Source organism: Qipengyuania sp. S6317L1 (genome assembly GCF_023015615.1).
Taxonomy (GTDB): Bacteria; Pseudomonadota; Alphaproteobacteria; order Sphingomonadales; family Sphingomonadaceae; genus Erythrobacter.
Genome location: NZ_JALKAJ010000002.1, coordinates 1,159,981 through 1,176,377, shown reverse-complemented (window position 1 = coordinate 1,176,377; position 16,397 = coordinate 1,159,981). Strand labels below are relative to the sequence as shown.

14 protein-coding genes are annotated in these 16,397 nt (G+C 59.1%); 5 read left to right on the top strand and 9 right to left on the bottom strand.

The window, feature by feature from the left end:
- Positions 1 to 57: 57 nt before the first annotated feature.
- Entirely contained in the window at positions 58 to 1,362 is a 1,305-nt protein-coding gene (locus tag MWU38_RS07050; protein ID WP_247271099.1) for a hemolysin family protein, read from the bottom strand.
- A 244-nt stretch (positions 1,363 to 1,606) separates the two neighbouring features.
- On the opposite strand from MWU38_RS07050, the gene MWU38_RS07045 reads away from it, so the two are divergent.
- Positions 1,607 to 2,302, top strand: coding sequence for an OmpA family protein (locus MWU38_RS07045; RefSeq protein WP_247271098.1), 696 nt, complete (start codon positions 1,607 to 1,609; stop codon positions 2,300 to 2,302).
- Positions 2,303 to 2,367: 65 nt separating this feature from the next.
- On the opposite strand, the gene MWU38_RS07040 is transcribed toward MWU38_RS07045, so the two are convergent.
- Positions 2,368 to 3,153 carry a 3'(2'),5'-bisphosphate nucleotidase CysQ gene (locus MWU38_RS07040; protein ID WP_247271097.1) on the bottom strand — a complete coding sequence of 262 codons (786 nt, stop codon included), beginning with the start codon at positions 3,151 to 3,153 and terminating at the stop codon, positions 2,368 to 2,370.
- A gap of 127 nt (positions 3,154 to 3,280) precedes the next feature.
- Between MWU38_RS07040 and sucC the strand changes: the two genes are divergently transcribed.
- On the top strand, positions 3,281 to 4,495 hold the full coding sequence (sucC, locus tag MWU38_RS07035; protein ID WP_247271096.1) for an ADP-forming succinate--CoA ligase subunit beta: 1,215 nt from the start codon (positions 3,281 to 3,283) through the stop codon (positions 4,493 to 4,495).
- An 18-nt stretch (positions 4,496 to 4,513) separates the two neighbouring features.
- On the opposite strand, the gene MWU38_RS07030 is transcribed toward sucC, so the two are convergent.
- A complete protein-coding gene (locus tag MWU38_RS07030; RefSeq protein WP_247271095.1) occupies positions 4,514 to 5,116 on the bottom strand; it encodes an exopolysaccharide biosynthesis protein in 603 nt (200 codons plus the stop codon).
- Between the two features lie 362 nt (positions 5,117 to 5,478).
- Between MWU38_RS07030 and MWU38_RS07025 the strand changes: the two genes are divergently transcribed.
- Positions 5,479 to 6,225 (top strand): electron transfer flavoprotein subunit beta/FixA family protein, encoded by a 747-nt coding sequence (locus MWU38_RS07025; RefSeq protein ID WP_247271094.1) that lies wholly within the window; start codon positions 5,479 to 5,481, stop codon positions 6,223 to 6,225.
- A gap of 33 nt (positions 6,226 to 6,258) precedes the next feature.
- A complete protein-coding gene (locus tag MWU38_RS07020; protein WP_247271093.1) occupies positions 6,259 to 7,191 on the top strand; it encodes an electron transfer flavoprotein subunit alpha/FixB family protein in 933 nt (310 codons plus the stop codon).
- A gap of 221 nt (positions 7,192 to 7,412) precedes the next feature.
- Here MWU38_RS07020 and MWU38_RS07015 read toward each other — a convergent pair whose 3' ends face one another.
- From MWU38_RS07015 to MWU38_RS06990, 6 genes are all read right to left on the bottom strand, one after another.
- On the bottom strand, positions 7,413 to 8,717 hold the full coding sequence (locus tag MWU38_RS07015; protein ID WP_247271092.1) for a DUF445 domain-containing protein: 1,305 nt from the start codon (positions 8,715 to 8,717) through the stop codon (positions 7,413 to 7,415).
- Positions 8,718 to 8,757: 40 nt separating this feature from the next.
- Complete coding sequence (locus MWU38_RS07010; RefSeq protein WP_247271091.1) at positions 8,758 to 12,237, bottom strand: efflux RND transporter permease subunit; 3,480 nt, start codon at positions 12,235 to 12,237, stop codon at positions 8,758 to 8,760.
- Between the two features lie 111 nt (positions 12,238 to 12,348).
- Positions 12,349 to 13,542: an efflux RND transporter periplasmic adaptor subunit gene (locus MWU38_RS07005; protein WP_247271090.1), complete on the bottom strand. Its 1,194-nt coding sequence runs from the start codon at positions 13,540 to 13,542 to the stop codon at positions 12,349 to 12,351.
- Between the two features lie 292 nt (positions 13,543 to 13,834).
- On the bottom strand, positions 13,835 to 14,104 hold the full coding sequence (locus MWU38_RS07000) for a GlsB/YeaQ/YmgE family stress response membrane protein (protein WP_247271089.1): 270 nt from the start codon (positions 14,102 to 14,104) through the stop codon (positions 13,835 to 13,837).
- Between the two features lie 154 nt (positions 14,105 to 14,258).
- Entirely contained in the window at positions 14,259 to 14,558 is a 300-nt protein-coding gene (locus MWU38_RS06995; protein ID WP_061927118.1) for a DUF1153 domain-containing protein, read from the bottom strand.
- Complete coding sequence (locus MWU38_RS06990; protein ID WP_247271088.1) at positions 14,551 to 15,012, bottom strand: hypothetical protein; 462 nt, start codon at positions 15,010 to 15,012, stop codon at positions 14,551 to 14,553. Before MWU38_RS06990 ends, MWU38_RS06995 begins: the two co-directional genes overlap by 8 nt.
- Positions 15,013 to 15,212: 200 nt before the next feature.
- Here MWU38_RS06990 and mnmA point away from each other — a divergent pair, with 200 nt between their 5' ends.
- Entirely contained in the window at positions 15,213 to 16,385 is a 1,173-nt protein-coding gene (gene mnmA, locus MWU38_RS06985) for a tRNA 2-thiouridine(34) synthase MnmA (protein ID WP_247271087.1), read from the top strand.
- Positions 16,386 to 16,397: the final 12 nt, after the last annotated feature.

Here is a 16,397-nt window from a genome sequence, read left to right as displayed (position 1 = left end):
GGGATTTGGTTACGTTCAAAGACGAAAATTCTCAGGCCGAGCGCCGCTCCAGCCTGCTTATTCGGGCGTTTCGATCCGCCGCACCAGGATCTTGTCGATCCGGCGATTGTCCATTTCGGTGACGGTAAATTCCCATCCCTGATCGGTGAATTTGTCGCCGGGGACCGGCAAGCGTTTGAGCACATAAAGCGCATAGCCCGCAGCCGTCCCGAATTCACGGTCTTCGCCATAGGTAAGTCCCAGCCGGTCTGCGAGGCCATTGGCGGACAGGGCACCGGAGATGAGCAGGGAGCCATCCGAACATTCGACCACATCGGGCCTGTCACCTGCATCCAGATCGCTCAGGAAGTTACCCGCGATTGCCGTCAATAGGTCAACCGGCGTCACCACCCCTTCAAAATGGCCGTATTCATCGTGGACCAGCGCCATCGCGATTTCGGCCGACTGCAACACCCGCAAAGCGTCCATCGCGTCGAGCTGATCGGGGACGACTTCCGCCCGGTGCATCATCTCGCGCACCGAAAAGCCGCGATCAGCGACCATCCGGCCAAGAATATCGCGCACTTTCACAACGCCAAGAATGCTGTCGGGCGACCCTTGCGCGACAGGCAGGAGCGAATGTGGACTTTCGCGGATGGTCTTGTGGATCTGCATCGTATCGGCATCCACGTCGAGCCAGTCGAGCTCGGTGCGAGGGGTCATAAGCTCACGCACCGGGCGCTCGGCAAGCCTGACAACGCCGGTCAGGATCTGGTGCTGATCGTGCTCGATCACGCCCGAACGGGTCGCATCGGCAAAAATCATCTGCAATTCTTCGGCGGTCACCGAGGACCCGCCTTTCGACCGCACACCGAACAGGCGGATAATTCCGGCAGAGGAGGTGTCGAGCAACCACACGAGCGGGGCCGCGATGCGCGCAAGGATCGCCATGGGCCGCGCCATCACCGTTGCGATCGGGACCGCTGCGCGCAGGGCCAGTTGCTTTGGTACTAGCTCGCCCACGACAACGCTGAAATAGGTGGTGAGCGCGATCACGGTCACGAACGCGACTTCGCCCGACATCTCTTCCGGTACGCCAATCGCTGCCAGACGTTCGCCTACCGGCGTCTCCAGGCTCGCGCCCGAATATGCACCGGTGATGATAGCGATGAGGGTGATGCCAATCTGCACGGTCGAGAGGAATTTACCCGGCTCTGCCGCCAATCGGATCGCGGTGTGCGCGGAAATCGACCCGTTTTCGGCCTTCGCCTTCAGCTTGCTGGTCTTGGCAGACACGATTGCAAGCTCGGACATGGCAAAGACGCCATTGAGCAGAATCAGCCCAAAAATAATGAAAAGTTCGGTCCAGGGAAACGGTGTCACGCTACGCTCGCTAGCACAATTGATGCGCTTTGCTAGCGGGCAAATGGATCACAGGCACACCGGAAGGCCGTCAGACGCCCTCGTGAGTGGCCGGCAAGCGGGTATTGTTCAGATTATTGCAAGTGATTGGGAACGATGTGTGGTCCGCACTGTATAGTGTCTTGTAAACACACGAAACGGAACATTGGCGCTGACCGGGCTTGAGAGTAAGCAAAGCCACGCGCAGTCACAAATGGAGGACGGTATGAAATTTTCTAAAGCTTTGGTCTCAGGCACAGCGGCAGTTGCACTTCTTGGAACAACGGCCTGTGTCACGGACCCTAACACCGGCGAACAAAAGGTTTCGCGCACCGGGATCGGCGCTGTCGGCGGCGGCGTTCTTGGCGCTATCCTTGGCGGAGTGATCGGCGGCGATACCGCCCGTATCATCGGCGCAGGGATCGGCGGCTCGGCTGGCGCGATTATCGGCAAGCAGTTCGACGACCAGATTCGCGAACTCGATGAAACGCTCGAAGGCACAGGCGTTGATGTCGAGGAAGTCGGCGATCAGGACGCAATCCTGGTCCGTCTGCCCGATGGCGTGACCTTCGCAACCGGCTCTGCCAACATCAACCCGGGCTTTTACGATTCGCTCAATTCGATTGCCGAAAGCCTTATCCAGTATCCGAACAGCCTGATCGACGTGTACGGCTTCACCGACACAACCGGCTCGGATGCCACGAACCAGCGTCTGTCGGAACAGCGCGCTGATGCGGTTGCAAATTATCTTGCGGCCCGAGGCGTTGCACGCAGCCGTGTCGCGACGCGCGGCTATGGCGAAAGCTATGACTACCTTCGCGTGAAAACTGCGGACAATGTCAATCAGCCGCTGAACCGCCGTGTCGAGATCAAGATTATTCCGATCAGTCAGGACGATGTGAACGCCGCGCGCGCTCAATAATCGGACATATTGACTGAACGATTTATAGGGCGGCCCGCGATTTAGGCGCAGCGGGCCGCCCTATTTTATTTGTTTTTCTGAAGCTCTTGCGCTCTTTCAGCGATGCGCGCGACGGCATCTGCATGGATCGCAGGCGCGCTGACCAACACTCCGAAATCACGTGGATCACGCTTGTTATAGGCAAGCGGTTTTCCAAAAGCATCGGTCACCCGCGCCCCCGCCTCGCGTGCGATCAGGGTCGCTGCTCCGATATCCCATTCAAAACCCCACCGCAGCGTCGCGACAAAATCAGCTTGATTATTGGCGACCATCGCTATGCGCAGAGCGATCGAATTGGGTTTCTCTACGATGACGAGATCGGAATCCGCGCTCGGCAATTGATCGAGCGGAACACGCGCGCCTGAAAATTCGCTGCGGGTGCTCGCGCTCAGCTTCTCGCCGTTGAGGGTTGCCCCGCGCCCGGCAAAGGAAAACCATTCCTCGCCGCGTGCTGGCGCTGAAAGCATCCCGATCAGCGGTTTTCCCGCACTCACGAGCGCAACAGAAATCGCCCAGCCCGTTCGCCCCGCGACAAAATCACGCGTCCCGTCGATCGGATCGACCAGCCAGATAAGGTCCTGGCCGAGCCGGACGGGATCATCGGTGGATTCTTCGGAAAGCCACGCCGCCGATGGCAGCAAGCGGGTGAGTTCGCGGCGCAGGAATTTATCGACCGCAAGATCGGCCTCGCTCACCGGATCGCCGGGCTGTTTCTCCCACGAATCGAGATCATGTCCCGCACCCGGCCAGCGCGCATACGCCATGCGCCCTGCCTCGCGGACAATCTCTTGAAACTGGTTTTGATCGATCATGGAGCGGCTTTCTTGCGTTTGACCCTCCTGCTCACACTTTGAGTACTTTTCAAGTGGGCCAAACCATGCTTAGGCCCCTCACGAACAGCTTTAACCACGGGATCAACACCGAAGGGATCATCCTCCTATGAATGTCCACGAATATCAGGCCAAGGAACTGCTAAAAGAACACGGTATCGCGATTCCTGATGGCTATCCGGCTCTGACCGTCGAAGAGGCCGTCGAAGGGGCAAAGAAACTGCCCGGGCCGCTTTATGTTGTGAAAGCGCAAATCCATGCCGGTGGCCGCGGAAAAGGCAAATTCAAAGAGCTACCCGAAGATGCAAAAGGCGGCGTGCGCCTCGCGTTCTCTCTGGATGAGGTCGAAAGCCACGCCAAGGAAATGCTCGGCAACACCCTGGTAACGATCCAGACGGGTGACGCGGGCAAGCAGGTGAACCGCCTTTACATCACCGACGGCGTCGATATCGAAAGCGAATATTACCTCGCCATGCTCGTTGACCGTGCAACCGGCCGCGTTGCCATGGTTGCCTCGACCGAAGGCGGCATGGACATCGAAGACGTCGCCCATGAAACGCCTGAAAAGATCACCACGATCACCATCGACCCGGCACAAGGGTTCATGGCGCACCACGCGCGCTCGGTCGCGTTCGCGCTCGGCTTGTCGGGTGACCTCAATAAGCAATGCCAGAAACTCGCAAAGCAGCTGTACGCCGCCTTCACCGCGAGCGATTGCGACATGCTGGAAATCAACCCGCTGGTTGAGACTAAGCCTGACGCCGACGGCAACGCTTCGCTTCTCGTGCTCGACACCAAGATGAGCTTCGACGGCAATGCGCTCTATCGCCATCCCGCGATCGAAGAGATGCGCGATGAGACCGAGGAAGATCCAGCCGAGGTCGAAGCGTCGGAATATGATCTTGCCTACATCAAGCTCGATGGGAACATCGGCTGTATGGTGAACGGCGCAGGCCTTGCGATGGCGACGATGGACATCATCAAGCTGAACGGCGCGTTTCCTGCCAACTTCCTTGACGTGGGCGGCGGCGCGACGACCGAGAAGGTCACAGCCGCGTTCAAGATCATCCTCAAGGACCCTGCGGTTGAAGGCATTCTCGTCAATATCTTCGGCGGCATCATGAAGTGCGACATTATCGCCAACGGTGTTGTGCAGGCTGCGAAAGACGTGAACCTTCAGGTTCCGCTGGTGGTTCGCCTCGAAGGCACCAATGTTGAAGCAGGCAAGGAAATCCTTGCAAACTCAGGGCTCGCAATTGTGCCTGCCGATGACCTTGGCGATGCCGCCAAGAAAATCGTCGCTGAGGTGAAAAAGGCGGCCTAAACCAGCCCCGAGACAATTCTATGCCAGCAGCGTATTGGCTGCGGTATAAAGGCTGACGATGGATATCGCGATGGCGAGCAACATAAGCGCGCCATCGCGGACCGTCAGCGCAAGACCAAAAGCGGCAATCGCCGAGAACGGCAACAGCGCGGCGAGCGGCACCAGCTCCAGCGGCACGATCACCACGCACAGCACCATCACAATCGCAGCAGCGATGCGCGGCATCGGATCGCGGGTCGCCCATTCGAGCCGACCGTGGAACAGCTTGTCCATGAGTTTGGCGGGCTTGGACAGCGCATCGCGCGCATTCTGAAGCTTTTCTTCTGACACCGACCTTCGGCCCAGAAAGCCCGGCAACCAGAAATGGGTTCGCCCGATCACGATCTGGCCAGCGATGAGAGCGATCACCAAGGCCAGAAGGCTTGGAACGCTGGGAATTCCGCCCAGGGGCGATGCCCCCAACAGCGCGGGCACCAGGAGCATGGGCCCATACCCGCGCGCCCCGAATGTCTCGACCACCTTGTCGATGCTCACATCGCCGTCTTCAGCGTTAAGCTCGCCCAGCTTGTCGACTACGACTTTTGCTGAGTTGGCTTGCGAAGATTGGGATTCATTAGTCAAAAGAGGGGGGTCCGCTTTGCTCGCGTTGCGCTTTCATCACCGTGTCTTGCTACCATACACAGCGGGTTACCATGACACCCTCGCAACGCGAAGGACGAAACAGCGCGGCACGCCTGCGAATGGAGCACGCGCCACATGCCAAAGAGCAATTGAGCCGCGACTAACCTCCCTTGCACTAAAGATGATGGACGAGCGCCATCGAACTTGGCAAGGCAAGCCGGAGAATCGCCTCACAAGCGGGGCTTTCTCCAAGGGTGCTCCAAGGTTGACGTTTACGTAAACGCAAGCTAGGTCGCACGCACAAGTTTCACGCGGGGTCCCGATTCCCATATCGGGTCCGCGCCAATGGGAAAGGTAGAGCCATGAAAATCCTCGTCCCCGTCAAGCGGGTGATTGATTACAACGTCAAGCCACGGGTCAAAGCCGACGGCACAGGCGTCGATCTTGCCAACGTCAAAATGAGCATGAACCCCTTTGACGAAATCGCTGTCGAAGAAGCGATCCGCATCAAGGAAGCCGGCAAGGCAGAAGAAATCGTCGCGGTTTCGGTTGGCCCAGCCAAGGCTCAGGAAACGCTGCGCACCGCGCTTGCTATGGGTGCAGATCGCGCGATCCTCGTTGAAACCGACGAAGAGGTTGAGCCTCTCGCCGTTGCCAAGATCCTCAAGGCGATTGCTGACGAAGAACAGCCCGGCCTCGTCGTTCTGGGCAAGCAGTCGATTTCGGACGACAGCAACCAGACCGGCCAGATGCTCGCCGCTCTTATGAACCGCCCGCAAGGCACCTTTGCCAATACGGTTGAAATCGACGGCGACGCAGTTGTCGTGAAACGCGAAATCGACGGCGGGCTTGAAACGGTCAAGCTCACCATGCCAGCGATTGTCACCACCGACCTTCGCCTGAACGAGCCGCGCTATGCTTCGCTTCCAAACATCATGAAAGCGAAGAAAAAACCACTCGACACCAAAACCCCTGCGGACTTTGGCGTTGATATCACAGCGCGCCTCACCACCACCAACGTTGCCGAACCTCCGGTTCGCCAGGCTGGTGAAAAGGTCGAGGACGTCGACGCTCTCGTTGCGAAGATCAAGGAGCTGGGGATCGCGTAAGCGGCCCGGCGCACAAGGAAAAGGACAACAGATATGAACACTCTGGTTCTGGTCGAACACGACAACGCATCGGTTAACGATGCAACGCTCGCAGTGGTGACTGCTGCTGCCAAGCTCGGCGATGTGACGGCTCTCGTGGCTGGCGCTGATTGCGGCGGCGCAGCAGAAGCGGCAGCGAAAATCGCTGGCGTTTCAAAAGTGCTCAAGGCCGACGATGCAGCCTATGGCGAAGGTCTGGCTGAAAATGTCGCACCTCTCGTGGCTGGCATCATGGCTGACTACGACGCGCTGCTCGCGCCTGCGACCACATCGGGCAAGAACATTGCACCGCGCGTCGCTGCAATGCTCGACGTCATGCAAATCTCGGACATTCTTTCGGTCGAAGGCCCCAAGACCTTCACCCGTCCGATTTACGCAGGCAACGCCATCGCGACAGTCGAAAGCTCCGACGAAAAGCTCGTCATCACCGTTCGTGGCACCGCCTTTGAAAAGGCCGCTGCCGAAGGCGGCTCGGCTGCAATCGAAGACGTGAGCGGTGCAGGCGATGCCGGCATCTCAAGCTTTGTCAGCCGCGAAGTGGCAGACGGCGGCGACCGTCCTGAACTGACCTCTGCGAAGGTCATCGTTTCGGGTGGCCGCGCTCTTAAAGACGGCGAAACCTTCGAGCAGATCATCAACCCGCTTGCCGACAAGCTCGGCGCAGCGATCGGCGCATCGCGTGCCGCCGTGGATGCGGGCTATGTGCCAAACGATTACCAGGTCGGCCAAACCGGCAAGATCGTGGCACCGGAAGTTTACATCGCCATCGGCATTTCGGGCGCTATTCAACACCTTGCCGGCATGAAGGACTCCAAGGTCATCATCGCCATCAACAAGGACGAAGACGCACCGATCTTCCAGGTGGCAGACATCGGTCTTGTTGCTGACCTGTTTAACGCCGTGCCGGAAATGACCAGCGCGCTTTAAGCAGCTCAATACACAATCAAACTTTTCTAAAGACCTCCGCCCGCTACCTTGCGCGGCGGAGGTTTTTTTATGTTCAATCGTCACGCCGTTGTTGAAGATTGGCTGGTGCGGGCTCTTGCGCGATTAGCGGGGGCGCGCGATTTGCCATGGCAGGGCCTGAAACGCTCACTTGCCGCCCATTTTACCAAGGAAACGCGCGCACAGGAGCCGGCCATTAGCCGCTAGAGAAAGCTCACAATGAAGTGCAGCGTCATGCCGACGAGCCCGCCAACAAGCGTCCCGTTAATCCTGATGAACTGCAAATCGCGGCCAACCGCGGTTTCGATCCGGCCCGTGATCGTGGTCGCATCCCAGCGTTTCACCGTTTCAGAAACCAGCGTCACAATCTCACTGCCATAGCGTGTTGCAATTCCGGAGGCGGTGCGCCTTGCGAACCGGTTGATCTGGGTCTGCAAACGCTCGTCTTTCTTGAGCGCTTCGCCAAGATCGGCAAGCCCTGTGCGCAGATCAGAGCCCAGTTCGCTATTGGGATCGCGCGCGCGCCGGATCAGCGACATCCGGATACGCTCCCACACCCCCATCCACCATTCGGCAACGGCAGGGTTTTCAAGTATCTCGCGCTTCATCTCCTCAACGCGGGCTCTTGTCTCGGGGTTGTTTTGCAGATCAATCGCAAGCTCGCGAAGGCCTTCTTCCACCTTGCCGCGTAGCGGGTGCTCGGGGTCGACCAGCACTTCGGCGAGCAATTTGTAAAGGCCGTCGAGCACGTTGGACGAGATGGTCTTATCAAGGCCCGCCCAGCGCAAGACGCCGTTCACCCGCTCGTGAATGATCTGGCGTATCGTTTCTTCATTGTCTTCAAGCGTCAGCCCTGCCCAGCGGATAAAGCCATTGATGAGAGGCAGGTGGCGCCCGTCGACCATGGTGTTTTCGAGCATTCGGCCAGCGAGCGGCGAAACGTCGATCTTGGTAAGCTGGTTGCCGAGCCCTGCGCGCACTTGATTGCCCAGACGGTCCGGATCGAGCGATTCGAGGATTTCGGCGAGCATTTCGGCAGCGCCGCCCATGACGCGCGAGCGTTGATCGCCGTCGTCACCTTCTTGCTCTTCCTTGGGATCGGCGACGAGGAAGTCGCCAACAGCCCGCGCGATATTCATATTTCGCATCCGGCGCGCGACGACTGCCGGAGTCAGGAAATTCTCGCGCAGGAATTGCCCCATCGTATCGGCAATCCGGTCCTTGTTGGACGGGACGATAGCGGTGTGGGGTATGGGAAGCCCTAGAGGGTGGCGAAACAGCGCGGTGACAGCGAACCAGTCGGCAAGCCCGCCCACCATGGCCGCTTCGGCAAAGGCGTTGACATAACCCCAGGCCGGATGCGCCGGCACGAGGCCGTGGGTGGTGAAGAAGATCACCGCCATCGCAAACAACAGGCCGGTCGCGGTCCAGCGCATACGCCGGGCGCGGTCGGGGGTCAGCGGCTCTCCGCCAAAGGCATATGAGGGTGATTGTGCGCTGCTTGCCATCAGCTACCCTCTAATCGCCGCGTTGCGCCTTGGCGATGCCTTATTCGGCAGGTTCACCAGCTGGTCCATTGCCAGAGCCCGAAGGCGCGGTGACAGGCTTTGTGTCATCGCCCGGCTTGTAAGTGAGCAAGGTCTTGCGCAGCCACGGGCCGACGCGCTTCTCGACGCCATCAGCAAGGCTGAAGCCTGCAGGCACGATCAGCAGCGTGAGCAGCGTCGACAGGATCAGCCCCCCAATCACGACAATGCCCATCGGCTGACGCCAGGCACCATCGCCGGTAAGCGAGACGGAGACCGGCACCATGCCTGCGGTCATCGCCACCGTGGTCATGACGATTGGCTGTGCACGCTTGTGACCTGCATCGATAATCGCGCTCAGCTTTTCGGTGCCCTTCTCCATTTCCTCAATCGCAAAGTCGATGAGGAGGATCGAGTTCTTGGATACAATGCCAAGCAGCAGCAGCATGCCGATATAGACCGGCATGGACTGGGGCAGTCCGACCAGCCAGATCAGCATGATCCCGCCCAGGGGTGCGAGCGCAAGCGAGGTCATATTGACCAGCGGGCTCATCAAGCGCTTGTAGAGAAGGACGAGGCAGGCAAACACCAGCATCACGCCGGAGATGATGGCCACCGAAAGGCTGCCCATCAGTTCCTGCTGGATTTCGTCCTGACCCACGGCATCGCGGATCACGCCCTGGGGCAGGTTTTGCAGGGTCGGCAGAGCTTCAATCTGCTCTTGCGCATTGCCCCGCAAGACGCCGCTTGCAAGGTCGGCGCCGATGAACACGCGCCGGTTCTGGTTGTACCGCTGGATCGTTGTCGGGCCGGAGCCAAACTCGATTGTTGCCACGCGCGAAAGCGGGACTGTGCCGCCATCGACGGTCTGCACCGGCAGGTTCTCAATCGTGGTCAGATTGCCGCGCGCATCATCGCCCAGCTTGACCATGATCGGGATCTGGCGGTCCGAAAGCGAGAACTTGGCAGCGTTCTGTTCGATCTCGCCCAAGGTGGCGATACGGATTGCCTGGCTCAACGAAAGCGTTGAGACGCCAAGCTCGGCCGCGAGCTTTTCATTGGGCGTGATGATGATCTCGGGGCGGCGCAAATCCGCTCCGATGCGCGGGGCGATGATCGTGTCGAGGGTTTTCATCTCCTCGATCACCTGGGTCGCGGTTTCGTTCAGAAGCTCGGGGTCGGAGCCTGCGAGCATCACGGTGAAATCGCGGCCAGAGCCCGCCCCGCCGAAGTTCTCCGCGACAAAGCGAACGCGGGCATCGGCCACTTTGTTCAGGACAGGCGCCATCTCACGCTGGAATGCAATCGAGGTGCGTTCACGGTCCTCTTTCAAGGTAACGTAGATCGTCGCCTCACCCACACGGATACGCTCAAGCGTGCGCAGAACCTCCTGCTCCTGCATGAGGATGTCGTTGACCTGATCGACGACGCGCTTGGTCCCCTCGAGGGTGGTGCCCGGCACCATCTCGATCGCGATTTCCGCGTTGGAATCGTCAATATCGGGCTGGAACTGCCCCGGAACCGTGCCGATCAGCACAATCGTCACCAAAAGCGACATCCAGCCGATGGAAAGCATCCACACCCGGTGATCGTGGAAACGCGCGGTCATGTAGCGCATGAATTGACCGAAGCGTGACGCCGAGCGGGCAAAAAACTCAAGCAGTTTGAGCGCGAGCCATGTCGCAACCCCGGCCACAAGGACGACCGCCAGAAGTTGCGCTAATTCGAAGGTTTTCGAGACCAGCTTGTAAAGGAAGCCGAACTGGTCATCCGACACGAGGCTTGCGACGTTATCGTGCAGCACGACCTCACCGACCAGACCCCAGAGCTGGAATACGACAATTGCGGGAACAGCGAGGAGGAAGACGGAGGCAAGAAGCAGACCGACGACATAGAGGGCCTGCGAGCGGGGGCGCTCGATCCCTTCGCGCAATTTGTGCATGGTGCTGGTGTCGAGGGTCCATTCAAGGACGCGCAGATAACGGTCCATGAGCTTGCCTTCGCCGTGTTCGGCATGGCCTTTGGCAGAGAGGAAATAAGCCGCCATCAATGGCGTCACCATCCGCGCCACAGCCAGACTCATCAGCACCGCAATCACGACGGTGATGGCAAAGTTCTGGAAAAACTGGCCCGAAATGCCCGGCATCAGGCCCACAGGCAGGAACACCGCAACGATACAGAAGCTGGTCGCAACCACCGGCAGACCGATCTCGTCGGCGGCATCAATACTCGCCTGATAGGCGGTTTTGCCCATGCGCATATGGCGCACGATATTCTCGATCTCCACAATGGCGTCATCGACCAGAACCCCCGCCACAAGGCCCAATGCCAATAGAGACAGGAAGTTCAGGTTGAACCCGAGGAGGTCCATGAAAAAGAAGGTCGGGATCGCGGACAGCGGGATCGCAACCGCGCTGATGAAGGTGGCGCGCCAATCGCGCAGGAAGAAGAACACCACGATCACAGCAAGCACCGCGCCCTCGATGAGGGCCTGCATCGAGCTGTTATACTGGCTCTTGGTGTATTTAACGGTGTTGAACAGCTGGATGAATTTCAGGTCGGGGTTCTCGGCCTGGATCTCCTCGATCATGGCCTGCGCTTCTTCGAACACTGTCACGTCCGAGGCGCCTTTGGCACGGCTCATGTAGAAATTGACGACCTCCTTGTCGCCGACTTCGCTGATCGATTGCCGCTCGGTGTAGCCGTCACGCACCGTTGCCACATCGGCAAGGCGGATGGTGCGGCCCCCGCCCAGTTGGATCTGGCGCTGGGAAAGCTCATAGGCGGTGTCGTTATTACCCAGCACCCGCAAGGACTGGCGCGTGCCGCCGACCTCGGCAAGGCCGCCAGCCGCATCGACATTGGTTGAACGAAGGGCATTGTTAATCTGTGATGCGGTGACGCCGAAGGCCTGCATTTTTACAGGATCAAGGATCACCTCAATCGCGCGATCTACCCCGCCAAAACGGCCAGCCTCGGCCATGCCGGGAATATCCAGAAGCCGTTTGGCCACGGTGTCATCAATAAACCAGGAGAGCTGTTCGATGGTCATGTCATCGGCTTGCACCGCGTAAATGCCAAGGAAGCCGCCAGCCGCCTCGACCTTGTTGACGCGCGGTTCCTGAATCCCGTCGGGCAGGCTTCCGCGGACGCGGTCGACCGCGTTCTTGACCTCGGAGACCACCACGTTGGGATCGATGCCAAGTTCAAATTCGACAAAGGTGCGCGATGAACCTTCGCTGGCGGTCGATGAAATCTGTTTCACCCCGTTGATCGAGCGCACAGCGCTTTCGACCTGCTGGGTGATCTGGTTCTCGATCTCGCTTGGTGCAGCACCAGGCTGCGAGATCGTCACATTGACCGCAGGGAACTCGATGTCCGGGTTGTTGGTGATATCCATCGCCCGGAAGCTCACCAATCCGGCAAACAACAGGGCGGTGAACAGAACCAGCGGAATAACCGGGTTCCGGATCGACCAAGCTGAAAGATTGCGGAAGTTCATGGGTTTCCTATCTGCCTCTGCCTAATTGCCAGGCATCGTGTTGTTCGGCCTTTCGGCGCGTGCGACGCGGTGCGAGCCGGGCCTCGGCTCGCATCGCCCGCCAGATGCCGATCAGTTGTCTTCACGCCTCGGGCTCACGGTTTCGCCGGGATTGAGGAAGCCGCCTGCGCGCAGCACAATGGCTTCATCGCCGGTCAGCCCTTCGGTAATGGCGATGCCATCAGGAGTGACGATGCCGGTCTTGACCGCCACGCGCGTCGCTTTGTTATCGTCGTTGACGACATAGACATAGCTGCCCTCGCCATCGGCAAGAACCGCGCTTTCAGGAAGAACGGTTGCCGTGATCGACCCGCTGTCGATGGTGGCCGTTGCAAAACCGCCGGGGCGAAGTTCAGGCTGATATGACAGCGCGATGCGCGCGGCCCCTTGCCGGGTGCGCTCGTCCACGATGGGAGAAATCTGCCACACCTGGCCGCTGAAGGATTTTTCCGAACCTGCCGGCACAACGCTTGCAGAGACGCCCACCGAAAGGCTGGCAAGCTGCGGCTCGCTGAGGTCGGCGAGCATTTCAAATTCGCCGCCGCGTGCGATTGTGAACAAGGCGCCAGAGCCACCGCCAACGGTCTGACCCGGTTCAACGGCGCGTTCGAGAACATAGCCTGAAGCTGGTGCAACGATGTTCAGACGGGCGTTGCGTGCGCGAAGCTCTGCGAGTTGGGCGCGGGCAACCTTGATTCGGGCAACGGCGGAATCGCGCGTTGCGGTGAGACGGTCGATCTCTGCCTTGGAGATAAATCCGCGCTCCACCAATTGCAGCGCGCGGTCGAGATTGGATTGCGCCAGTTCGGCATCGGCTTGGGCAACGGCGACCTGCGCTTCCTGAGCGGCGGCTTGCTGTGTTTGGACCGAGCGGTCGATCACGGCGAGCACCTCGCCCTGACGCACCCAGTCGCCTGCATCGACGCGAACCGACACGACCTGTCCGCCCTCGCCCACCACGCCCACGGGCATCGGACGACGCGCGGCGATTGTGCCGGGCGCAACGATACTGCCGCTTACCGTGGTTTTACCCGGAGCAATGACCGTGACGACCGGTGCCTGCCCGTTGTCATCGCCTGCGCCTACCGGTTCACCACCTGCAAGCGCGAAATAAGCACCCAGTGCCAAGAGCAAAGCCAGCAGAATGCCACCTGCGATAAGCAGCTTGCGCATGGCGCTGGAGCCTTGTTTTTCCTGATACCTTTCCAGCGCGTCAGCAGGGATATCATCCTGCGCTTCGGCTGTGATGGTGGTCGAGTAATTCATGCCATTTGCCTTCTAAGCGGTGACCTGGTGCCCCCCATTGAAACACCTCCCGCAGTAAACGCACAGTGTATTACAGGGATAAGTCACCTTTCGCAATCCCTGATAATCAAAGGCCCGCAAAGGGCAATGCGCCCCTCGACGGGTGACTTTGAGCCTAGACGAGGGACGTTCGCACGACGCTTTTGCGCAACACCGCTTTGCCCAAGCAAAAGGCGACGCCGGATCTGCTCCTGCGTCGCCTTTAAATCTCTGTAGTGGCAAGCGTTCGTAACTTGCCGCCCTCTTTCGGGGTTTAGCCCTGAACGCGTCCGCGCTGGATCAGGTTCAAAATGCCAAGCAGTACGACAGCGCCGACAACCGCTACGACAAGCCCGATAATCGAGAACTCCTGAACGCTTCCGGTGATACCGAGCAGCGGCCCGACAATCATGTTGCCGATGACCGAACCGATACAGCCCACGACGATATTCCAGAAAATACCCATTGAGGCATCCCGGTTCATCACCATGCTGGCCAACCAGCCAGCAACACCGCCAACGATAAGTGCAATAATCCAACCCATTATTATTCTCCTTCCACCCGATATACCTTCGGTCTGAAAATAGGTTCCAAACAAAAGGTCGCGCGCTGGTTAGCGCAGTTTGAGGGGGAGGGGAATATCGGTCTTTGGTCGCGCGAATGTGCCGAAAGACGGTGTCCGTGCGAGCGGGCAGGCCTTAGTATTTCAACTGGCGCTCATAGAGGTCGCGGTAATGCTGAATGCGCGTCACGCGAAGGCCCTGCATGCCAGAACGATCTACCGCGCGCTGCCATGAAGCGAATTCTTCCAGAGTGAGAGAATAGCGTTCGAGCACTTCGTCGATTGTCAGCAGGCCGCCATTCACAGCGGCAACGACTTCTGCCTTGCGACGCACAACCCACCGTTTGGTGGACGGCGAAGGCAGATCGTCCAAGGTCAACGGCTCGCCGAGTGGGCCAATCACTTGTGCTGGACGGATATCCTGGTTCTCAATCATTACTTGTCTCTCGCTTCGCCCGGTTTGCATGAGCCTGTAGGGGCTGGCTCTGCTCGGGGAATTTTTCACTCGGGTCGCCTGTTACATCTGGATACATGCCAGATGATGTTTTTCGGTGCTCTAAACCCTTTTGGTTAACGGCCCGTTCGTCTTCTTCATTTGCTCGAAAAAAGCTCGCAGCAGCCGTGGCAAAGTCGACGTCGCCATCGGCAACACCTGCGCCGGAACCAATGCCGAGCTTGGCATTTGTATCCTTGCGCAAAAGCACCCTTAAATCGCGCGCGGCGTTGAATTTCGCGGCAAGTTCGCTCCATTCGATCGAGCGCAAGGGTTGGGCTTGGGCAACGTCGCCCACAACATCGTCAGCGCACACATGCAGGTCCACATCATCCACTTCGGAAGAAGCGTCATGATGCGCCTTGGCAAATGCAGATGGGTCGGCCTTTTCGAACATTCGCCAAGGTTTAGAGCGCGACCGTCAAAATGTAGTAAAACCGGGCTTTACCAACGCTTAGGAATAGTGCCCAAATCCTTAGCAACCGGGTGAACACACAAGTTAAGGTCCCGAAAATCTGCATGGAATCAGTGGTTTGAAAGACTGCTCCACCTTACACTGGTCAATTGGCCCGGGGCTACTTATATGGCGCACACCCCATGAATAGCACCCTCACCTCGACCATCAGCCCTATTTTCGGGCTGGATACAGCGGCTTTGTTCGATCTTCCGCGCCCTGCGGCCGAGTGTCGAATCGTTGTCGCGATGAGCGGCGGAGTCGATTCGTCCGTGGTCGCTGCGCTTGCCGCTGACACAGGTGCAGAGGTTATCGGCATCACGCTCCAGCTTTATGACTATGGCGCTGCCACGGGTCGCAAAGGTGCGTGCTGCGCGGGCGATGACATTGCCGATGCGCGCGCGGTTTGCGACCGGCTTGGCATTGCGCATTACGTGTTCGACCATGAAAGCGCCTTCAAGGAAGAGGTCGTCGACCAGTTCGCCGACGAATATCTTGCAGGGCGCACCCCTGTGCCGTGCATCCGTTGCAATATGGGTCCAAAGTTCACCGACCTGTTCCGCATGGCGCGCGAGCTTGGAGCGGATTGCCTCGCCACCGGGCACTATGTGCGCCGGGTGGAAGCGGAAGGCGGACCACACCTTTACCGCGCCAACGATCCGACGCGCGATCAATCATACTTCCTTTATGCGACAACGCAGGATCAACTGGATTACATCCGCTTTCCGCTTGGAGGCCTGCCCAAGACAAAGGTGCGCGAGCTTGCCGAGGCAGCCGAGCTTCGCAATGCGATGAAGCCTGACAGCCAGGACATCTGCTTTGTCCCCGACGGCAATTACGCCAAGATCGTGACCAAGCTGCGCCCCGAAGGCGGCGTGCCGGGCGAGATCGTCCATGCTGCCACCGGTGAGACTTTGGGCGAGCACAAGGGTATCGTTCACTACACCGTGGGACAGCGCAAGGGCCTCGATATCGGCGGGCAGCCCGAGCCGCTTTATGTCATCAGGCTTGATGCCGAGACACGCGAGGTTCGCGTCGGCCCCAAACGTATGCTGGCGGTTGAAAGCGCCGAGGTGATCGAGACCAATTGCATCGGCTCAATCCCTGAAGGCGCGCAGCTGACCGCCAAGGTGCGCAGCCTTGCGAAGCCTGTGCCGATCACGCTCGAAGGGCCGCTGGGCGATATGGCGACCACCCGCATCCGCTTTGCCACGCCCGAATTCGGTGTGGCTCCGGGACAAGCGGCCGTAATCTATGCCGATGACCGGGTCATTGGCGGCGGCTGGATCGATTCGACCCAAGCCGTTTCCTCTTAAAGGGCTTGCGGC